The organism is Bradyrhizobium ottawaense (assembly GCF_002278135.3).
Taxonomy (GTDB): domain Bacteria; phylum Pseudomonadota; class Alphaproteobacteria; order Rhizobiales; family Xanthobacteraceae; genus Bradyrhizobium; species Bradyrhizobium ottawaense.
Genome location: NZ_CP029425.2, coordinates 7,423,586 through 7,444,093 on the forward strand (window position 1 = coordinate 7,423,586; position 20,508 = coordinate 7,444,093).

Annotated in this window: 16 protein-coding genes and 2 pseudogenes; 14 read left to right on the forward strand and 4 right to left on the reverse strand. The window is 57.9% G+C overall.

Features of this window, described 5'->3' with window-relative positions; all coding sequences use genetic code 11:
• Positions 1-116: 116 nt before the first annotated feature.
• Positions 117-1,571: a DUF1521 domain-containing protein gene (locus CIT37_RS34740; RefSeq protein ID WP_014497946.1), complete on the reverse strand. Its 1,455-nt coding sequence runs from the start codon at positions 1,569-1,571 to the stop codon at positions 117-119.
• 250 nt (positions 1,572-1,821) lie between these two features.
• On the opposite strand from CIT37_RS34740, the gene CIT37_RS34745 reads away from it, so the two are divergent.
• From CIT37_RS34745 to CIT37_RS34810, 14 genes and pseudogenes are all read left to right on the forward strand, one after another.
• Positions 1,822-2,382: a hypothetical protein gene (locus CIT37_RS34745; RefSeq protein WP_014497947.1), complete on the forward strand. Its 561-nt coding sequence runs from the start codon at positions 1,822-1,824 to the stop codon at positions 2,380-2,382.
• Positions 2,383-2,479: 97 nt separating this feature from the next.
• Positions 2,480-2,788 carry a hypothetical protein gene (locus CIT37_RS34750; protein WP_011084613.1) on the forward strand — a complete coding sequence of 103 codons (309 nt, stop codon included), beginning with the start codon at positions 2,480-2,482 and terminating at the stop codon, positions 2,786-2,788.
• A gap of 42 nt (positions 2,789-2,830) precedes the next feature.
• Entirely contained in the window at positions 2,831-3,022 is a 192-nt protein-coding gene (locus tag CIT37_RS34755) for a hypothetical protein (protein WP_014497948.1), read from the forward strand.
• 116 nt (positions 3,023-3,138) lie between these two features.
• Positions 3,139-4,032 carry a SctD/MshK family protein gene (locus CIT37_RS34760; protein ID WP_011084612.1) on the forward strand — a complete coding sequence of 298 codons (894 nt, stop codon included), beginning with the start codon at positions 3,139-3,141 and terminating at the stop codon, positions 4,030-4,032.
• A gap of 33 nt (positions 4,033-4,065) precedes the next feature.
• Complete coding sequence (locus tag CIT37_RS34765; RefSeq protein ID WP_011084611.1) at positions 4,066-4,602, forward strand: hypothetical protein; 537 nt, start codon at positions 4,066-4,068, stop codon at positions 4,600-4,602.
• Between the two features lie 2 nt (positions 4,603-4,604).
• Positions 4,605-5,033 carry a tetratricopeptide repeat protein gene (locus CIT37_RS34770; RefSeq protein WP_011084610.1) on the forward strand — a complete coding sequence of 143 codons (429 nt, stop codon included), beginning with the start codon at positions 4,605-4,607 and terminating at the stop codon, positions 5,031-5,033.
• Positions 5,034-5,042: 9 nt separating this feature from the next.
• Complete coding sequence (sctV, locus tag CIT37_RS34775) at positions 5,043-7,142, forward strand: type III secretion system export apparatus subunit SctV (RefSeq protein WP_011084609.1); 2,100 nt, start codon at positions 5,043-5,045, stop codon at positions 7,140-7,142.
• Positions 7,143-7,172: 30 nt separating this feature from the next.
• Positions 7,173-7,763 carry a tetratricopeptide repeat protein gene (locus tag CIT37_RS34780; RefSeq protein WP_011084608.1) on the forward strand — a complete coding sequence of 197 codons (591 nt, stop codon included), beginning with the start codon at positions 7,173-7,175 and terminating at the stop codon, positions 7,761-7,763.
• 181 nt (positions 7,764-7,944) lie between these two features.
• Positions 7,945-8,753 (forward strand): annotated as a pseudogene (locus tag CIT37_RS40360) (effector protein NopP).
• Between the two features lie 1,114 nt (positions 8,754-9,867).
• A complete protein-coding gene (locus tag CIT37_RS34790) occupies positions 9,868-11,214 on the forward strand; it encodes a M16 family metallopeptidase (RefSeq protein ID WP_018647480.1) in 1,347 nt (448 codons plus the stop codon).
• 42 nt (positions 11,215-11,256) lie between these two features.
• On the forward strand, positions 11,257-12,321 hold the full coding sequence (locus CIT37_RS34795) for an IS630-like element ISRj1 family transposase (RefSeq protein ID WP_026192128.1): 1,065 nt from the start codon (positions 11,257-11,259) through the stop codon (positions 12,319-12,321).
• Between the two features lie 66 nt (positions 12,322-12,387).
• Positions 12,388-13,793: pseudogene (locus CIT37_RS34800) on the forward strand (M16 family metallopeptidase).
• Positions 13,794-14,312: 519 nt separating this feature from the next.
• Positions 14,313-15,062: a P-loop NTPase family protein gene (locus CIT37_RS34805; RefSeq protein ID WP_011084600.1), complete on the forward strand. Its 750-nt coding sequence runs from the start codon at positions 14,313-14,315 to the stop codon at positions 15,060-15,062.
• 54 nt (positions 15,063-15,116) lie between these two features.
• Positions 15,117-15,836: a hypothetical protein gene (locus CIT37_RS34810; protein ID WP_011084599.1), complete on the forward strand. Its 720-nt coding sequence runs from the start codon at positions 15,117-15,119 to the stop codon at positions 15,834-15,836.
• A gap of 546 nt (positions 15,837-16,382) precedes the next feature.
• Here CIT37_RS34810 and CIT37_RS34815 read toward each other — a convergent pair.
• From CIT37_RS34815 to CIT37_RS34825, 3 genes are all read right to left on the reverse strand, one after another.
• Complete coding sequence (locus tag CIT37_RS34815; RefSeq protein ID WP_074076604.1) at positions 16,383-16,844, reverse strand: NEL-type E3 ubiquitin ligase domain-containing protein; 462 nt, start codon at positions 16,842-16,844, stop codon at positions 16,383-16,385.
• A 66-nt stretch (positions 16,845-16,910) separates the two neighbouring features.
• Positions 16,911-17,300, reverse strand: a complete 390-nt coding sequence (locus CIT37_RS34820) for a hypothetical protein (protein ID WP_014497954.1) — start codon at positions 17,298-17,300, stop codon at positions 16,911-16,913.
• 1,088 nt (positions 17,301-18,388) lie between these two features.
• On the reverse strand, positions 18,389-18,685 hold the full coding sequence (locus tag CIT37_RS34825) for a hypothetical protein (RefSeq protein ID WP_161170740.1): 297 nt from the start codon (positions 18,683-18,685) through the stop codon (positions 18,389-18,391).
• Between the last annotated feature and the right edge of the window lie 1,823 nt (positions 18,686-20,508).

A 20,508-nucleotide genomic window follows, 5' to 3' on the forward strand; every position in this document is an offset into this window, starting at 1 on the left:
GGTACTAGTATCTTCATCTCCTCACTGAACACGAAAAGCGGGCGCTAGCGCCCACTTCAGTGACTTACCCCATAAGCTGGAACCGCTTCGCAGTACCAGCCAGACCTCAGGCCAACTCAAGCATCGGACGTTGTGCCTGGATTCTCATTGCTGTCGATGATTTCCTGGTTCACCTGGCGTCCAGACCGGTCAACCCACCCCGAGCCTGGTTGTTCATAAATCGTCTGGGCTCCGTCCGAAGTCAATTGATCAAGCGTACGGCCCGCATTCGACTGCGTCACCTTGAGATTGTTCTTACCGTCAAAGCGGTCTCCAAGCCCTTCGACGACCATGGCATTGTCGCCGTTAGTAATGGTCAGCTTCGAGGCCATCGTTTTGCCCTTGCCGATATCAACGGTGTCGACAGTAATCTTCGTGCCGTCGTCGAGCTGGAAAGTCATGTTCTTCTTGAAGTCAAAGTCGACCTTGCCGTCACCGTCGGCATCGACGTGGGGATCGCCTTTAATCGAGGTGATCTTGCCTGTTTGACTGTTACGAATGAGCACTGTTCCGTCATTTTCGTCGACCAAGATCGAATACTTATCACCAAGCTTGATCTCAGCCTTGCCGTCCCTGACCTCATGTGACCACACTGGCGCCGGCTGAGAAGACTGCGTGGGCACCTGGGCAGCCGCAACAGGCACCATCGCAAGAGGCGGCGGCGGAGGAGGAACGAAGAAGACGGGCGCCGTAGAGGTGGGCGCTCCGCTTGCATACTGGTAGTTGCCCGGCCCACGCCCTTGCTCGCCGTCGTCGATACTCGCCTGATTCACGGCGCGTCCGGCGCCATCGACCCATCCCTGTCCACTCTCATGGATCGTTTGGGCACCATCAGACGTCAACTCGTCAAGGGTCATCCCAGCGTTGGACTGCGTCACCCTCAGATTGTTTTTGCCATCCTTGTCGTCGCCGAGCCCCTCGACAACGATCGCGTTGTGGCCGTTCGTAATCGTAAGCTTTGAAGAGATGGCCTGGCCATTGCCGTAGTCGACATTATTCACAGTAATCTTCGTGCCGTCGTCGAGCTGAAACGTCATATCCTTCTTGAAATCGAAGTCATCCTTGCCGTCTCCGTCGGCATCAACGTGCGGGTCGCCATGAATGACCGTGACATGGCCGGTCTGGTTGTTGCGGACTGTCCACGTGCCATCCTTCTCATTGGCCGTAATCGTATACTTGTCCCCAAGGTTGATCGTGGCCTTGCCATCCTTGACCTCATGCGTCCACACCGGATCCACAGCAGGCTCGGCATTCTGATTCAGCTGGCTCATCAGCATGGTGGAAGGAGGAGGCGCCATCATGTACGCCTGCGTCGTAACGACGGCTGGCGCCACGACGACCGGAACGACACTCCCAACGGCCGTACCGACGAGGGCTGGTGAGGCTACCGGCAAGTACTGGTAGCTCGCCGGGGCATATTGCCCCAACATGGCGTTGAAGGTGGGAGTGACAACAGCGCCCTCCGGCGCCACTCCGTTCATCGAGTCGGGCGCACCCACCACTGGCAGGCCGGCCACGGGAAGATACTGCATTTAGTTCACTCCTGTTGCATAGACGACATCTGTAAAACTGTGAGCGTTACGCGCATAGTCACCCAAGATCCGCCGCTTCAGATCTGCATGAGAGCGCCTGATCAGCTCATCCGAACGAACGACTAATTCCCTTGCCAGAACCGGCAGCCTATGGAGATCCTCTCTCGCCCCATCACCGTAACCGCACGAGCACATCACGCGCATTCAACTCACAGATACGGTAGCCCGAACACCTGTCGAAAAGCTGACGATGATCAGCGAGCCAAGCCGCACGCACTTTGGCATCGATCGGATGTCCGAAACGCATCCTTCGCTGAACGTATCGCAAGATTTAATATTCCCTCCTGGCAAGATTCGTCTGGTACCAGCGGTGCTCCCATGTCTTCAGGCAAATGACACGACGTTGCCGGTTATCAGCCAATCATCTCATCCTCACCGCAATCAGCGCTCCCGCCGGAACTGCACATCATCTGCGAGGAGCGATCAACAGCTTGAACTCTCGCTGCATTTTCCCAAACATCAAGACTTCGCGAAAGGTGAGCTTTCGCAAGCCGCCATCTTAGCCAAACGGGACAAGCGAGGGCTGAGATCCGCACGGCTCGATGACCTTATCCCGCTTCCGTGCTCCACCCTGCAAGCCACGCGCCTGCGAAGGTTCCGCCAAGTCAAATCATTCCTGAACGCGCAGCTAAGCACGGCTCAACTCGCCTTCATCCAAGCCGGCTATAGGGCGCCGCTGGGAGCGACAGGGCGATCCGATGATTGCGAGCAGATGCAAGCCTGCCGCAAAATATCACTCGCCTCAACGTGAGGCTCGTCAGCTTTTCGAAAGCTAGCGCCCCTAGCATGAGGCCGCTGAAGCTAGGCGAACAGTCGTCTGCGCAACAAGACGAACATAGGAGAACGCAATGATCGGAGAAATGATTGGAAGCGCCGCCGGCGGTTACCTAGGCGGCCCGGCCGGAGCGGCAATTGGTTCGGCACTGGGCGGGACCGTGGACAAGGTCTTTGACAAGGTGGTCCACACCTTGGTGCCCGACGAGGGTCACCATGATAAGGCCGAAGACCACAAAGACGCCGGCGAAAAGACCGAGGTGCAATCCAAGCACGAGACTGCCTGCAAGAGCCCGGAGCTGAACCTCGGGCTCAGCACGCTCGGCGGTACGCCCATGTTCCTTTCCATTCCTGCGATCGTCTCGCCGGCCCGCACCTCGTAACAAATCAGAACCAGCGTTATCCCAAAAGAAAGGCAAATAGACATGGCGGTTGACAATGTTGGCGGAAATGGCGGCGCTGCTGGTGCCCAGCAGACCGGCGATAGCGGCTTCCAGAACCAGATGGCTGAATTCGAGCGTGTGAGCCAGAAGGTTCAGGCCCAGGCCGTGGCAATGCGCAGAATTACGACCGAACTCTCGTCCGAGAAGAAGGTCGCCGACGAGCGCGTCCAGTAATTCTGCAAGACGGGTGGCTCACCGCAGTTGCTACCGTCGCCGCGCTGTGAATGACGAAGTCTGGATGAGCCGTACGGCACCGCCGTACGGCTTCTCTCGTTATTCGGGGGATTATCGTGAACGACTCTGTTTCGCTTGAGTTCGAGGTGCTTTCGGGGGTCTATACCGGGCTCAAAGGAAAGACGGCGGGCGGCGAGAGCATTGTGGGCAGCGGCCTCGATGCGGACATGATCTTCGTTGAACAAGGGCTCGAACCGCATCATCTTCGCGTCATCCCGCAGCGCGATTCGATCGAGCTCGAAGCGCTCGCTGCCAGAATCAGCATTGACCGTCACGCTAGCATTGCAACAGGTGAGCGCGTCAGAGTGCCGCTTCCCGCGATCATTCATGCCGGCGCGATGTCCATCCGCTGGTCGGCAGAGGATTTCCAACCAATTGCTTCGAGCAAGCGATCTCGCCGCTCGATCGTGGCACTCAGCCTGATCTTGCTCAGCTCTGTCGCGATCGGCACCGTCTCAATCATCTTTGCCCCCGGCGATAGGGCGGTGGCGCCAAGCACCGGATCATCGCACGCGGTCGAAATTGCCGCTAAACCAACCGTCGATCATTTTGACGCGAGAGCTGCTGATGAAATGGCCGCATCACTGCGCCAACAGATCGAACGAGAGGGCCTTCCTGACGTCAAGATCGGGCACGGGCCCGGCGTCGTGACCGCGGAAGGGACGATTGCGCCGGACCTCGTCGCAAAATGGAAAGAAATCCAGCAATGGTTCGATCGTCAAAGCAATGGTACCCCGACCCTTGTGAACGCTGTCGCGGTGAAAGAGGAAAAGATGCCGTCTTCGATTGCTGTCCAAGCCGTCTGGCGCGGAAGCGAACCTTATCTGCTTATTGCCGGGCAGAAGTATTTCGTCGGCGCGCTCTTAAGTAATGGATGGACCGTTGATCGAATCGAGGATGGACGAGTTCTGCTCAGCCGCAACGGCCGATCTGCCGCTTTGCCCTATTAAGGTCTCTACCCTGCAAAAGAGAAGGAGAAGGCTATGGCTAGGCTGCCTCAGAACTCCGTAGGGCCCGGCAACTCATCGCAGGGGTTAGATGCGGGCCAGCACGCACCAGTCATCGGCTCGCCTCCTTCGCGAGGTGATAAGCTCGAAGTCGGAGGCGCCCATGCGGATAGCGGCACGAAGCGGGCGTCGTGGCAGGATGCGGCTTCGTATGATCTGCCAATTGATGGCGCGAGCGAAGCGGCGCTCGGGGTCGATTCCGTCGGCGCCATCTCACGCGTCACTTTATTCGAAAGCGAAGCAGGAGCGAATGAGGTAGATGCACGCGCGAGATTGGCTTCGCTTTATGGTCCCAATCTGTCCCGCGGACTACTCTCCTTCGTAGTTCCGCGCCTTCGTCATCCCGACGTACTGCGCGCTGACAAGCATGGTGTTCTTCTGGAACGCTTGACGCGAACATTGGAGGCGACGCCGGAAGACAAGACGGCGCGAGAGTGCTTGGCAATCCTGCAGCAGGAGCTGCAGCGGTTACTAATGCTCCGACAAAACCAAAACAGCTTAATCAAGGGTTAGCCATGGCCGATCCTGATGGATTGCATCGCGTCGCCGTTCCCCTGGCTCCAGGAGTCTCAAAATCCGGCGATATTCCGTCGATCTCCGGGCCAGAGCGCGACCTGCTTTGCGCACTCTCATATGTCCATCTCGCGTGCGGGCAGAGCGCACACAGCCTGGCTCTGTTGCGAATTGCAGCTCGCGAGCATTCCAACGACGTCGGTCTACTCCGCATTCTAGCCTACACGCTCATCGCCGAGGGCCTCGGCGAGGAAGCACTCCATGTGCTGGACCGGCTGGACGCACTTGATACGCAACCCTCTTCTCGCATACCGATGACGCTGTTGCGCAGTCACGCGCTACGGCACGCTGGCCGCATGGCCGAGGCTCGCGAGGTCTTCCAGACCTATGTGTCATTGCGCGCGAGTACAGCCCTCATCCGAAAGCAATAGGGATCTATCATGGCTAACACCTTGCGCGGCTTTGTCGTGCGCGCTCCGGCCCACCCGGATTTCATGGTTGCCTTGATGCTGCTTCTAGCGATCGGCATGATGATCATGCCAATCCCAATCATCGTGATCGACATGCTGATCGGCTTCAATCTTGGCTTTGCCATATTGCTGCTGATGGTTGCCCTCTATCTCAGCACACCGCTTGATTTCTCGTCCTTGCCGGGCGTCATCCTGATCTCCACCGTATTTCGGCTGGCGCTGACGATTGCAACAACACGGCTGATCCTCGCCGAAGGCGACGCGGGCAGCATCATTCACACCTTCGGCGACTTCGTCATTTCAGGGAATATTGCGGTCGGAATTGTCATATTCTTGATCGTGACCATGGTCCAATTCATGGTTCTTGCCAAGGGTGCCGAACGCGTCGCAGAGGTGTCTGCGCGCTTCACGCTTGACGCGCTACCAGGCAAGCAGATGGCGATCGATGCGGAGCTACGCAACAGCCACATCGATCAACACGAAGCACGCCGCCGACGTGCCGCCTTGGAACAAGAGAGTCAGCTTCATGGCGCTATGGATGGTGCCATGAAGTTCGTTAAGGGAGACGCGATCGCCGGGCTGATCGTGATCTGCATCAATATGCTTGGCGGAATAAGCATCGGCCTGCTCTCCAAGGGCATGTCGCTCGATGAAGCGCTGCATCAATATACTCTTTTGACGATTGGTGATGCGCTCATTTCGCAGATTCCGGCGCTGCTGCTGTCAATTACCGCCGCGACCATTGTCACGCGCGTCAACGGACCCTCCAAACTCAGACTCGGCGCCGATATCGTTCACCAACTTACCGCAAGTACGGAGGCACTTAGGCTAGCCGCTTGCGTCTTGGTATTCATGGGGCTCGTTCCTGGCTTTCCTTTGCCCCCGTTTGCCGTGCTGGCCGTCCTGTTCGCTGCCGCAAGCTACGTCAAGGTCGGCCCCAAAGACGACAAGCCTGCCGCCAAAATAGGAGCTAGCGCCGCGGCATCGGCGCCGGTTCCTGCAGCGGTCCAAAAGCAGGCCGCACATGCGGAAGCGCTTCCGATCGCGTTGTTCCTTGCACCAAACCTGACGGATTCGATCGACAAAGACGAGCTGGAAGAGAGCATTTCGCGTGTTTCAAGGCTCGTGTCGGCGGACCTTGGCATCACCATTCCGCGGATCCCTGCCCAGATTGGCGACAGCTTGTCCTCGTCGCAGTTCAGGGTCGATGTCGATAGTGTGCCAGTTGAGCGTGATGTGATCAATCCCGGGCACTTGGCACTCAACGACGATGTCGCGAACATCGAATTGAGCGGCATCCCCTTTCAACAAGACCCTGAAACGAATCGGGTCTGGATCGAAGAACGGCATGCAGCGGCTCTCAAGGCCGCCGGAATCGGATATCATCGGCTAAGCGAAGTTCTTGCCTTACGTCTCCATTCCACATTGACGCGCTTTGCACAGCGCCTGGTCGGTATTCAGGAAACCCGCCAATTGCTCGCTCGGATGGAGCAGGAATACCCTGATCTGGTGAAGGAGGTACTGCGTACGGCCACCGTCCCTCGGATCGCCGAGGTCCTGCGCCGCTTGCTCGATGAAGGCATTCCAATCCGCAATACCCGCTTGCTTCTGGAGGCATTGGCAGAATGGAGCGAGCGCGAGCAAAACGCCGTCCTGCTCACCGAGTATGTTCGTGCTACCTTAAAACGCCAAATCTGCTTCCGGTATGCTAATGCCCATCGCGTCGTGGTCGCCTTTATCATCGAGCGTGAGAGCGAGGAAATCATCCGCGGCGCAGTACGGGAAACGGCCGTAGGCCCATATCTCGTCTTGGATGAATGGCAGAGCGAAAAGCTGCTTGCACAATTTCGTCAGATTCATGCGACCATCGCGCAAAGTAAGAGCCAGCCTGTCGTCCTCGGTTCGATGGATATCCGGCGTTTCGTGCGCGGTTTTCTCACGCGCAACGGAATCGACTTGCCTGTTCTGTCCTATCAAGATCTCGCCGCGGACTTCACGGTCCGGCCGATCGGATCCGTCAAGCTTCCAAAGGCGCCTTCCTCAGGAGGGCTCCTAACAGCTGCAAGCTAAGAGTGCGCAGCACTACCTTGTGAGTAGCCGATGAAATCTAATGACACCAGCTTCCGCCGATATCTGTGCTCCGCCAGTCCAAGGCTGCGGCCGGCTCTGCTTGCGATGCTGACTGTTGTGCTGCTCGCTGGTTGCGCTACCGCAGACAAACATGGCCTTTCACCGCAGCAGAGGTCCGCATCAGACCTCGCAGACAGCGAAGAGATCGACCCCGCCGCGCGCGAGCGCATTTCGCACGCGCTTGGCCGAGATGCTGATGAAGGGGCTCTGCGCGACGCATTGAAGCAACAGCCGAACAACATTGATGCGGCTATTCCTCTTGCGCGAGCCCTGCTGGCACGCAACTGTCCGAATGATGCGCTTGAGGTGCTCGACGGCGTGTTATTGGCAACCCCTGGCGACCTGCGCGCATTAAATGCCAAAGCAGTTGTTCTCGATCACGAGGGCCGTCATCAGGAAGCCCAAGAGCTATACCGCCAAGCTCTCGCGGCGGAACCTGCAAACCCGATGCTGCGCAACAATTTCGGACTGTCCCTCGCCCTTCAAGGCAAGATGGACGCCGGCGATGCCAGCGCAGCACCTCAGGCGGGCAGCCGGAAAGCATTGGCTCGTTCAAGATAAGGCGATCAAGAGCGGGCAGGAATAGCGAAGCGTGATGCTTAGCTGTCAGCTTGCCGACAGCTAGGCTTACTATGAGCGCGGAACCCCACTCCGGCGCGGCCTCGCCGACATAACAGGACGTGTTATGTTTCAAAACACTAAAGCTCTATCTAACAGCGAACGTGCGTCCGAGCTCGATGAAATGGGAACGAGCTCGGACGATGGCTCCCACACGGATAGCCCAAGATTCTTGGATGTATTCTCTGCTCTGAGTTTGGCGCCATCGAGCTGCTCCGTTGATGCATCTTTGGCAGCAGTCCCGCCATACGCGCTGGTTGACGAGCGGCCGGTGGTTGAGATCTCAAAATCTTCGTTTGAGAATAAGCTGGCAGATTTTTATGGAGGAGACATAGAGGATATTGCTGCCAATCCGCAGCGATACTCGCGCTGGGTTTCCGAAAAGGCTCACGCACAGCGGACACTGCATTTCGCTTCGGCACGAAGTCTATTTCGGAGAAATCGTGCTTTTTCAGCTATCAGCTTGGGAACAAGAGCGTCGGGCTTCTGAGAACGGAACCCGGAGGCCGCATGAGTGAGCTGTTCAAGGGCAACAATGATTAGCGCCATCAATTTCCTGGACGAGATGAAATCACCTCAACAATAGCTTTCCGGGTTACTCATCCGCTCGTCGAGAACGCGGGCGATATCTTGCTTGAACATCAGCTCCAGATCGACGGAAACAAACCGCTCGTTCTCTCCCACTCTTCCAATCCGGAAGCGAAAGCCCGCGCGGCAGCGTTGGGCTTTCTTGAGGTTAGTGACTCGATGATGGTGCTAGATCCCACCAAGCACGATGACAAATGGAAGAACGAAGGCGGCAATTGGCAGCGGGCGGGTAAGCCGCCTTTGTATCTTGCCGCGACTGAAGACAACAGCGGCAATGCCAAGTATACCGAGAGTGTAGCGAAGCCCGCGAACGATCCGTATGATGAGGAATATGACTTTATGTAGAGCCTACAGGCATCACACGAAGAGCGATTGGCCGGATCGGCGGGGCAAGATCAGGCCTCTATCTCATTTCCTGCTGCATGTACTCTTGAGCACCGACATCTTTTCCGTATCCGCAGGCGGAGTTGGACTGCGCTGTGGGCCCTTTCGTCTGGCGGAATCAAGCCGGACGAGCAGCAGATCGATTATCTCTCGGACTCCGCAGCCTCGTGTTCCTCCTGATCTGCAGCTTGCGCCAGCAAAGAGCCTCCTTGTATCAGCCGAAATGACGCGGTCTATCGGCACTGCGAAGCTACAGCGCGCGATGGCGGCGCACGATCTCCATGACACCCGGTCCTGCCATGTGAGGATCTCCTCCTCTGCCTTCCCGGGAAAAAACTTGCTCGCAAACCGTTTTCAGCCCTTTAGCCGCCGGCAGCGGACGGCATGATTGGTTGGCAGAATCTTGCCGGCATGAACGTCCTCCGGGAGGATCACATCCTCATCAAACCCGCTCGGCACTGCTACATCCACGCCCTTCTGGCATCTTGTCGTTCAGATAAGAGAGAGGAGAAATAGCGAAGTAGTTAACATGCGCCAACCAGGCTCCGGCTTGCAACCGCAAATCACATGACCGCGATCTGCGGTGCCCTTGGTATCCTTAATCTGAGTGACTTGTTGGCAGGTGATTTAAGGACGGTGAGCGGTGCGCTCGGCTTCCCTTTGCCTTACGTAAACCGCGACGGCCGGCAAGTGACTTCCACTGTCTCATCGAAGCTATCGCTGAGCATTTGTTTACCTCGCGCGTCAACAACCGATGGGCTTTTGCGGCAAATCTTCTCAATCGCGCTCCCCCGCGGCACCTGATGCGCGCGGCCGATAAACTACGCTGTTGTCGCACGTTCATCCTGGACTACTTCGGCGCAGTGTACTCAGAGGAGCTGCTCGCTGGCAGACAAATCGTCAAGCCGCTCATCGTGTAGAGCGAGATGTGTGACGGCAAGCTGCTGAGTGTTGTGCCAGCGTATATCGCGCTTGATCTACCCCCAAATCTCCAGAGACGCCAAGTTCTCCTGAGACGTTGTGCGCAAGGTTGTGTTCATGACATGTCGACGGTTACATTTGGCCACCTGAAGCCTTGGACTCGACGACGCGCACCACTCCGGCGGTTAGCGTCTATGCCGGCACGGTCAGATCAGATCGAGCAGCATGCTTCACGCTTCAGAACGACCTGCAGGTGGTTGTGATCCAGGATCATCGCACACCAGTCGTCACTCAGATGATCTGGTATAAGGTCGGTTCCGCGGATGAACCGCCCGGCAAATCGGGGCTTGCGCATTTCCTCGAACACCTGATGTTCAAGGGTACTTCCAAACATCCGGCGGATGAATTCTCCAAGGCCGTGCTGCGCGCCAGCGGCTACCAGAACGCCTTTACCGGGTTCGACTTCACCAGCTACTTCCACCACGTGCCTCGAGAGCACCTCGGCAAGATGATGGAATTTGAAGCCGACCGCATGACCGGTCTCGTTCTCAAGGACGAGAACGTGCTCTCCGAGCGAGACGTCGTGCTGGAGGAATTCAATATGAGGGTCGCCAACCATCCAGGTAACCGGCTTGCTGAGCAGATGATGGCGGCGCTTTACCTCAACCACCCCTACGGCCACCCTATTATCGCGTGGCGCCAGGAAATCGAAAAGCTTACCCGAGAGGACGCGCTTGCCTTCTACCGGCGCTTCTATGCACCTAACAACGCGATCCTGATTGTCGCTGGCGACGTAGCCACCAAGGAAATGCGCTCCATGGTGAAGGAGACGTTTGGCGGCATCCCCGCGCAACCTTCGATTCCCAAGGAACGCCTGCGGCCGCAGGAACCGCCGCCGGCCGCGCAGCGCAGAGTGACACTGGCCGATGCCCGCGTCGAGCAGCCGGCCCTGCGCCGCTATTATCTCGTACCCTCGACTCGCAGCGCGGCCGCGGGCGAGGGTCCAGCGCTTGAGGTGCTCGAGCAGTTGATGGGCGGCGGCATTAACTCATATCTCTATCTCTCGCTGGTTGTCGAAAAGCAGCTCGCGGTCACCGCCAGGGCGAGCTACCACTCTGCCGCGCTCGATCCATCGCTATTCGAGATTTCCGTCATACCAAAGCCTGGCGCCAACCTCAGCCTGATCGAGCGCTGCATCGACGAGGTAATCGCCGGTATTGCCCGTAATCCCGCGAGTGCCGAAGATCTCCAGCGGGCGAAGACGCGGCTAACCGCGCAAGTCGCCTACGCCCAAGACAGTCAGGAACTGCTCGCTCACTGGTATGGCCGCGCCCTGACGACGGGACTATGCATCGAGGATGTACAACGCTGGCCGGACGACATCCGCGCGGTCGGCGCACCGCAGGTGCATGAGGCCGCGCGGATATGGCTCGACAAGAAACGAGCGGTAACCGGCTATCTCGTCAAAGAGTCTACCCCGCAACACTGGGAGACGCTCTAGTACCCACTTTTCTTGGAACGTGAGTCGTGATTCAAGGTCGGGATGATACCCGAAGCAAGAGAAGTCCACCTTTCGAGGAAAGATCGCAAGGTGCTTGAGGCGTGCTGTCGCTCACCGGTGACGTTGCAGCGCGATTTGAAGCGGGCGCGGATAGTTCTGTTGGCGGCGGATGGGCGCAGCACCCGGTCGATCGCCAAGGAAGTTGGGGTCCAGCCGCGGATTGTCAGCCTTTGGCGGCATCGCTATGCCGACCATGGCCTTGAAGGGCTGCAAGACAAGCCGCGGCCTGGCAAGCAGCCGATCTATACGAAGACGACCGACAAGCGGATTCTGAAGCTGCTGGATAAGCCGCCACCGCAAGGGTTTGCGCGCTGGACCGGCCCCCTTCTGGCCGAGGCGCTGGGCGATGTCGATGTCCAATATGTCTGGCGGTTCCTGCGCAGCCACAAGATTGACCTGGTGGCTCGCAAGTCCTGGTGCGAGAGCAACGACCCGAACTTTACGGCCAAAGCCGCCGATGTTGTCGGCCTCTATGTCGCGCCGCCGGCGAAGGCCATTGTGCTGTGCGTGGACGAGAAGCCCTCGATCCAGGCTTTGGAGCGAGCGCAGGGTTATCTGAAGTTGCCCAATGGCCGCGCCTTGACCGGCCAAAGCCACGATTACAAGCGGCATGGCACCACAACATTGTTTGCGGCGCTCGAAGTCGCCACCGGAAAGATCATCGCGACCCATTCAAAACGCCGGCGCCGCGTCGAGTTTCTCGATTTCATGAACAGCGTCACCGCGGCTTTTCCGAACCGCAAGCTTCACGTCATCCTCGACAACCTCAACACCCATAAAAAGAACGAGGACTGGCTCAAGGCCCACCCCAACGTGCAATTTCATTTCACGCCGACAAGTGCGTCATGGCTCAATCAGGTCGAAGTATGGTTTTCCATCTTGCAGGGGCAGTCGCTCAGCGGCACCTCCTTCACGAGCCTCAAGCAGCTTCAGGAACACATCGATGCCTACGTCAACGCATACAACGACAGAGCCGAGCCCTTCGTCTGGACCAAGAAAAAGGTCCGTCAACGCCGTTTCAAAGGCCGCCGTATCACTCAGCTCTGATTCCGGGTACTAGTGATCCATCCTTGCACTCGACGCGGGATCCTCCTTGGAGGAGCCTCCCTCTCCATGGCGGTGCTCGCTTCGTCAAATTCGCATGCCGCACCACGATCACTGGACCGGACCAGGATCAAGCGTTTGATTTCGTCTTGCGGCATAGAAGCCTGGTTCGTGCAGGACTCCACTGTCCCATTGATCTCGATGGAATATGCCTTCACCGGCGGCGCGGCTCAGGATCCCGCTCAAAGACCTGGCGTAGCCCACATGGTTTCTGGGCTGCTCAAGGAAGGTTCCGGCAAATTTGACTTCAAGACCTTTCATCAGCGGCTGGACCGCCATGCCATTGAGCTGCGTTTTCACGTGACCCATGATCACTTCCGCGGTGCCTTGCGCACGATCAATGACAGCGCGGAGGAGGCCTTCGAGCTTTTACGGATCGCGCTAACCTCGCCGCGTTTTGAGGCCGCCGACGTCGAACGGAACCGTGCCGCTGTGCTTGCGCGCCTTCGGCACGACTCAACCGATCCTTCGTCGCTGGCTCGCCGCAAGTTCCTCGAAGTCGCTTTTGGGGATCATCCCTATGCTCGCCCAGTCGATGGCTACTTGGAAAGCGTGCCGAAGATAGAGGCCGAGGATCTCAAGGGTTATGTCCGGCGCGTCATTGCAAAAAGACACGTTCAAAATCGCGGTGGTCGGCGGGGTCGATCCAGGGGCCGTCTGCAAGCTGCTCGATAAGACCTTTGGCAGCCTGCCGAGCAACGCGGAAGCGATGCCGGTCGCCGACGTCATCGCAGCAAAGCCGCCGCAGCGGGTCTTTATTCAGCTCGATGTGCCGCAGACAGTTGTGACTTTTGGCGGTCCAGCCGTCCGTCGCAGCGAGCCGGGTTTCATGCCCGCCTGTATCGTCAACCACATTCTCGGCGGCGGCGGCCTGACGTCACGCCTGTTCCGCGAAGTCCGCGAGAAGCGCGGACTGGCTTATTCAGTCCGTGAGCAGCTTGTCTGGCTGGATCATTCAGCCATGTTTCTCGGTACCAGCGGCACCTGCGCCGATCGGGCCGGTGAAACGGTTGAAGAAATCGAGAAGCAGGTCCGACAGATCGCCGCGGAAGGACCGACTCAGCAGGAGCTCGATGACGCAAAGTCCTACCTGAAGGGCTCGCAACTGGTAGCTCTCAACACATCATCAAAACTGGCGCGAACGCTACTGCAGCATCAGCTTGACAAGTTGCCTATCGACTATCTCGAAAACCAGAATGCCGTCGTCGATGCGGTGACGCTGGAAGACGCCAAAGAGAGCAGCGCAGCGGCTGTGGGGCGGGGGTCTGCTCACAATTATCGTCGGCCGCGCCCCAAAGGACGCAGCGCAGGCGGCCATTGTGCCGTCCAGGACTACACCCCCGCCGGGCGCCGATCAGCTAGACACCGGCCCGACGACGCCGCCCAATTTATTTTCTAGCAGCCCATGTGCTTAGCTCTCGCGCGCAGAGAGGCCTTTAGCCACTCACCTTTAGCTCGTGGAGATATTCCTCGGCATACCGAAAAGACGGCGATCTGATCCAGTAGACCTTTGATGGTCTGCGAAGCCATAGTCGGACCGCCTAGCATCCCCCCGATTTGCGCTTTCATCGAGCTCGCAATCTGACGCTACGTAAGACTCGGTCTCCCATTAAAATTTGATAGCGGCAGCGACAGCATCCATAGCGAACCTACGGCAATCCAACGATCACCATGGGCAGACTTTGATTCTTGCCCCGCATATTCCAGCCGCACACAAACCTCACGTAAATCACCAGTACAAGTGATTACTCCCATTGCCGGAGCTGCATCATCACGCGACGTTACTCGCTAGATGTTGAAAACGCTTATCAGTTGCAGAGCTCTCGCATCGGCGGTTCATTGCCCCTTCTTTCCGCCATGTTCGCACCCAAAGCAGTGACGCGCCGATAGCGCACTTTGCGCGCGGCAATAGCAAGAGCTCAGGAGATTTTTCTATGGTGAAGCCAGTGGTAATTGTAGTCGGTGCGGACAAGGGAGGAGTCGGCAAGACGACCGTATCACGAACGCTACTGGACTACTTTAGCGTCAATAACGTGCAAATACGCGCGTTCGACACGGAGTCGCCCCGGGGAACGCTGAAGCGCTTTTACCCCGGGATCACTGAGATCGTCGACATGACTGCGACGGCGGACCAGATGAAGATCTTCGATACCTTGAACTCAGGGCTGTCCGTCACTGTCATCGATGCTCGCGCAGGCCTACTGTCCTCTGCGCTGGCTTCCTTGCGCAACATCGGCTTTCTGGACTCGGCACGGTCTGGCCAGATCACATTTGCCGTGTTCCACATCCTGGGATCATCTATCGCGTCGCTAGACGAGATCGAGGAAACCGCGACTTTCATGACCGGTGCAAAGTACTACCTGGTCAAGAACTTCATCAACGACACTCAATTCTTCCAGTGGGATCAAGCCACTTATAATTCCTATTTTCATCGCATCAAACATGCGACTGAGTTGACCATCCCGAAGCTTAACGAGATGGCGTATGAGCAGGTGGAAGTCGCGTCCGTCCCGTTCATAGACTTCGTCGCGAACAAGGGACGCAATGATGAACCCGCGAACAACTCCTTCGTGCTGCGCGGCTATGTCCGGCACTGGCTGGCAAATGTCTGGAGCGAATTTGATCGCATCAACTTGACGGAATTGGCCGGGGCCAAGTCCGCCACCCGGGCCGGCGAGAAGTAGCCGTATATCCGGCAAGCTCGAGCCCACGCACAGAACGAAATTGATCTGCTGGCTATGTTAGCGACCCCCATCTACATCATCTGCTCACCTAGCCCGCAGGTCGGTAAAACCCTCATCGCTCGGGCCATGAGCGAGTTCTTGCTGCTGAAAGACGGTACAACGCTGTCGTTTGACGTCAACTTGAAAGAGCCATCATTGCTCGACTACCTGCCCAACATCACGGAGACCGCGGATGTGATCGACACATACGGCAAGATGCAGCTGATGGACCCTCTCATCGTTCACGATCGTGTACCCAAAGTAATCGATCTCGGCTTTCACGCCTTCGACGAATTCTTCAAGATGTGCGAGGAGATTGGCTTCGTCAAGGAGACGGCGCGGTGCTGTGTCACCCCTGTCGTACTCTTCGTCGCGGGCGCAGATCGCATCTCCTTTCGTGGTTACGAGATGCTGCGGCGGCGAATTCCCCCGGCCTCGCTGGTCATCATCCACAATGAATTCGCACTGCGCGGCGGATTACCTGAAGCGATGGACGGCGATCGGGTGATTCGAATTTCCGCACTACCGCTGTTCCTTAAGAGATATATAGATCGGCTTGGCTTTTCCTTCACTGGGTATCTGCGCAACGAGAAGGACTGGTCCACCGAGCTGCATCAATGGATCCGGCGGAATTACGGCATGTTTCGCGATCTGGATTCGAGTGTGACGCTGCGAAGGTGGGATCGGCCGCGGGGGACGGACATCGGTAGCCTACGTTGCACGAGGGCGACTTGAAGAGATCGGTCTGATCCCCCATCTATTTGTCTGGCCTATGAGAGGCCGTTGAGCGCTGAGTTCAACGGCGCTCGCAACGTGAACGCATTGCGTTTTGCTAATCTTCTCTTGGATGTCCATCCTATACCATGATCGTCCGCACGGACGCACGGGCGCAATTAACAGAGCTCATTCGGCAATGGCTCATGCAGACAGTCCGTCATGCAGGCAGTCCGTCCCGGAAGGCGTCGATTAAATTTTGACTTTTGTGACCGGCGAGGCGGATCGACGGACCCTCCTTCGGAGGTGCGCTCATAGCTGAAGGCCGAGCTTCCCGAGGACCTGATGCAGGAGCGCGCTTTTGATCGCGCGGGCAATCTCGTTTCGTATCTGGCGCCGAGGACCGGCTCGGCATCGGCATCGCCCGTCAGACCATGCTCAGCCAGTCGCTCATCCAAGCGGGTTTCAAATTGTACACCCATCACGCCGACGAGCCGCTCCTGCATTTCAGCATAATCTTGGGGTACCATACGCCTCACCACGCTTTCCATGGTTGCCATCGCGTCGCTAAATAGTCCCGAAATTCCGCCGCTTCCCGTCCCGCGCCGACGCCTCGGCCCTGGCCACATCGGCCTCGGTCACTTGAGACACATTCATGAAGCGCATGTCGGGAGCGTTGTGCCGCAGCTCCAGGGCGTCCCGCAGCTGGGCTTGGTAGGCAAGATAAACCTCGATCTCGTCGACATCCGCGTCGGGATCGGCACGGCGAAGTGAGTTGACCCTCTCGCGCGCGATCCCGTCAAGCGCTTCCAAGCGAAACAAGACGCGGTCGTTCTGGAGCAGTTCGCCGAGGCGCCCGTCATAGAGTCCGTCCTCGACATCAGCGTTCAGGCGTGCGGTCTGCATGCCGTTCCAGACCAAAGTAACGCGATCTTCGCAGCTCCCGTTCGCTCCCGAAGCCAACTCGAAATACTGCTCGCGTAAACGGGGCCTGACGGCTGCCTGCCGCAGATCTTCGGCGACCGCCAGGCGGAACGCCTAGTGATGGTAGTTCACGGTCTCTGCAGGCAGGCGCGTCAGCCCATTGCTGATGGCCTAGAGCCGCTGGAGGCCGGTCGAAAGTGTCTCGGGCAGGCTGTCGAGCTGATTGTGATCCACATTCAGGCGGCGCACCTCGGCCAAAATGGGCGCAGGCAAGGCGGTAAGGGACCGAGACGACAGATCTAGCGGCTGATTGAGATCACCCGTCCCCCGCCAAGCCGACGTTCGGCTTACCGCTTGTTGCCGATCCCCATGTTGCCCCTGCCCGTCTTCGGCAGCCCAGTTGGCCAGCACCTCCTCCGGCGAGGCAACCGCTCCGGCAGCGGACGTGTGCACGCCGGCCAAGGTCTCTCCCCACAGCGGTGCGGCCGGAGAGCCTGGTTCGGAGCTTTCCAAATCGGAAGTTGCGGAAGGAATACGAGTGACGAGCTGTTCTGTGTTCATCGATATCGTTTCTTCGGTAGCAAAATGAAGCGAATGCGCCGGGGCGGCGCATCTTAGAACCGCCAATCCTCCACTATGGCTGACGCGCCACCGGCCCACAAGGAGTGAGGTGCGATCCCACAAGCGTGCCGACAGGCACGAATGGCCCGGATACGCTTCTGCAACTAGCACCCACTGCAGACAGTGTAGCGAATCCAGACGGCGTTTCGCTCGCGGATCAATTGATATTGCAGTCCACCGGTCTCGCCTGCGAGCTCTGCGCCCATTGAGCCAAGCCTGCAAGGGAGTAGCGGCGCTCATGATACGAGCGCCACCTGTCGATAACCTGACGCAGTCCGGAGCGACGAAATGACGGATGGCGTTTGTAATTCCGTAACCTTGGGCTCAGCTCTCCGCAGACGAATCACTTTGTGCTGGACCGGCTGGTGGCGGGTGCCGGTCCGCCGGCAGCAGCGCGTTTAGGCCGGCAACTTTGCTGTGACGTGAGGCGAGGCGGCCATACTTCTCCCCGGGGTCAAACGCTTGGGCGATAGCTGAGCTCAAAAGCTTGCAGCCTATCGCGCTAACGCGCTTGGCTACGAGACGCAGCGCGCCCCGATGTCAACACCGCGGGCTCGCTAATTCTCTTCGACGCGGAGTTCCCAGCCATTTTAACATTGGTCACGTGAACCGGCAAACGGCGATCGGGCGGCTCTTCACGGTATCCTTCCGACTGGATAATCGGACAGGTGCATCTGTCACTGGTACGACAGATTTTCTGTGTCGAGCTCAGTGTAGCCTAGCTGCGCCGCGACCAAATAACTCGAGCAGCTAGTGCGCCTTGTTGATCTCGCGTTAAACACGCTTAACCCTATGAGCGCTGGAATTGTGCAGGACACACGTTCGCGGCGCATTGAAACCGCGAGGATCTGCCGCGATTTCTCGCCAAACGCGCGGCGTAGGATAATATTGACTTATAAGCGTCGCATACATCGGACTTCTCGCCTCCTCCGGACACGAGCGGGCGATACGCCGTTGTCGGCTCAACTATCCGGCAGGAATGCGGAGCCAGGGAACGACCGCTCGACGAGCATCGCCATGTTTTACACTTAAGGATCAACATCCGTGATGACTTCGATTGATGATACGCTAAGTGAGATCAGATGGCTGCGAAACGGAATCTGGCGCTGCCGCCGGCTACTTAACACCGACCTGCCTGGCACCGAACGCAAGGCCCTTGAGAAGCGTCTGCATGAACAGCTCTCTGCCTTTGAACGGCTCTCGTCGACGGCGTTTCCTTTCGCCTTGAGCTCTAAAGTGTATTCGGTCAGGAGCACCACAATCGGGCGAAGCGACTCCCCTGAAGCGCCCATAGAGAACGCCGCAATGGTATCAAGCGGTTGCATGGGGAAATCGATCAGCGGCTAACAAAAGAGGTTTCCTAGCCCAATCTGTTACAGCTCAGTCTAGCCGAAGGTAATCCTGAGAAATCTAAGGCAACCGCGATGAAACAAACGCGCTGATATTCCGGCAATCATTGGCTGTCGCAGCCGACTTAGCCACTTCCGCAAAAATACGTAGTCGCGGGCCACAATGCCATAAATTGATGACAGTACGGTCCACTGCCTCCACAGCTGACGCTGATTGCCCTTGGGACCAGCCACAGAGAGACGAAAGCAACTTCACAAAACCTCGAAGCCGCGAATGGCTACAGCGCTGAACAAAGCGCAACTGCTGCAGCACGAAACTCGAAATTCAAGGCCGCACCACGCCTGGGCAACTGTATCGCTAATCGAGCCAATCCAATCACGGATCGGTCCCACCCAGCCGACTGCGCCTCGGCAGGCTGATGCTCCAGCCCGGTCGACCTTCAGCCACCAAGCTGGCCAACCCCGCCGCCCGTCAGTCTGAATACTTCACTATCGTTCGAGTTCGCAACTGCCGCGTCTCTCGATGAGGGCCTACCGGGCGCTTGTTGAGCGATTGTCTCGGTGCATCGTTTTCGTTTGCCGCGGTTGGCATCATGCGCCGGCATTCGCGGTGCAAGTTTTTGAAATTGTCCCTAAGACAAAACATGGCCACGTCAACATCGCTACGGCCTGTAAAGCGGTCACAGAAGCGGATCACGTCTGATTTGCACGACGCCAAGACTTCCTCGGCTCGCCGATCTCGCGCGCGAGCGTGTCCTGTGCACCATGTCGCAGCGATCGCGATCGCAGCGAGGACGGCTGCAAAGCGATGCGCATTGCAAGTCCAGCCCATTCGTCGCTCTTGATTGACCAAACCCCTCATAAGACGCCTGTGCTTCTCTGTTTTTCTTTGCCCCGAGAGGTGATCTGTTTACCGGATTGGAATGCCTCGGCAGCCATGAGTCTCGCTTCTCGCGGGCCGGCTGCAATGATTGCCGCGCTCCGAATCATTATCCCGCCACTCGCAACACGCATTGCGAAGACCGCGACAAACAGAGATCGGCCGTTTAGCACTTATGTGCCCATGTTGGCTCCCAATATGGTTTTCTGCTTCGCCATGCCTACAACCTGACGTTACGGTCGATTCAAGCACTTTGAGCGCGCGGGCACCGCATATCATCTCGGTCAGCGCTTTCGCCAAGCGACCGTCTACAGGCCTTCTCCGCCGAGTAGATCGGATGGCGCGTCAGTCGGATGGCATGGAGTTGTGCATCATTGACGAGCTCTACGGCCGCATATTCGCCAAAGCACGATCTCGAACGCGAGAGGCTTGGCATGATCCTTGGGTGCCGCCTCACGGCCCTGCATGTGCGGTTGGAGACGCGAGCGTCAAAGTCCTACAATAGGATGCGGCGATTTAAGACGCGGAGTGGAGACAGATAAAACGCCTCCCTTGCCGCTAACCGCCCAGTTATCACTTCGAACGGCACGCGGATTGCTGGGTAAGTATCAGCCAGTTGCCGGGAAGGAAGCGGCTCAGGCGGAGCCGGAGTTCCAATGAGACTTATTCGATTCATGTTAATCGACCTGGCGCTGATGCTGGTCGCACCTGAGAGTGCAGAGGCTACGATCAGCTACTGGGCAGACTTCAAATCGGCTCGCGAAGCTGTGGGATCATTGATGCCGATTTCCGGCCGCGGGCCAGTATTCAGCTTTGGCGTGAGCCGGCATCTTTGCCCCCCAACCTCTCAAGCCGCGCCATTCAACATTCACCAGAAGGCCTCGGCCCGGCCAAGCAGACCAAAGACCTCGCGTTGCTG

Excerpts from the sequence above, each read along its gene's own strand:
- CIT37_RS34740 (WP_014497946.1), bottom strand. The coding sequence starts at position 1,571 with ATGCAGTATCTTCCCGTGGCCGGCCTGCCAGTGGTGGGTGCGCCCGAC.
- CIT37_RS34745 (WP_014497947.1), top strand. The coding sequence starts at position 1,822 with ATGATCAGCGAGCCAAGCCGCACGCACTTTGGCATCGATCGGATGTCC.
- CIT37_RS34750 (WP_011084613.1), top strand. The coding sequence starts at position 2,480 with ATGATCGGAGAAATGATTGGAAGCGCCGCCGGCGGTTACCTAGGCGGC.
- CIT37_RS34755 (WP_014497948.1), top strand. The coding sequence starts at position 2,831 with ATGGCGGTTGACAATGTTGGCGGAAATGGCGGCGCTGCTGGTGCCCAG.
- CIT37_RS34765 (WP_011084611.1), top strand. The coding sequence starts at position 4,066 with ATGGCTAGGCTGCCTCAGAACTCCGTAGGGCCCGGCAACTCATCGCAG.
- CIT37_RS34770 (WP_011084610.1), top strand. The coding sequence starts at position 4,605 with ATGGCCGATCCTGATGGATTGCATCGCGTCGCCGTTCCCCTGGCTCCA.
- sctV (WP_011084609.1), top strand. The coding sequence starts at position 5,043 with ATGGCTAACACCTTGCGCGGCTTTGTCGTGCGCGCTCCGGCCCACCCG.
- CIT37_RS34780 (WP_011084608.1), top strand. The coding sequence starts at position 7,173 with ATGAAATCTAATGACACCAGCTTCCGCCGATATCTGTGCTCCGCCAGT.
- CIT37_RS34795 (WP_026192128.1), top strand. The coding sequence starts at position 11,257 with ATGATACCCGAAGCAAGAGAAGTCCACCTTTCGAGGAAAGATCGCAAG.
- CIT37_RS34805 (WP_011084600.1), top strand. The coding sequence starts at position 14,313 with ATGGTGAAGCCAGTGGTAATTGTAGTCGGTGCGGACAAGGGAGGAGTC.
- CIT37_RS34810 (WP_011084599.1), top strand. The coding sequence starts at position 15,117 with ATGTTAGCGACCCCCATCTACATCATCTGCTCACCTAGCCCGCAGGTC.
- CIT37_RS34820 (WP_014497954.1), bottom strand. The coding sequence starts at position 17,300 with ATGAACACAGAACAGCTCGTCACTCGTATTCCTTCCGCAACTTCCGAT.
- CIT37_RS34825 (WP_161170740.1), bottom strand. The coding sequence starts at position 18,685 with ATGCAACCGCTTGATACCATTGCGGCGTTCTCTATGGGCGCTTCAGGG.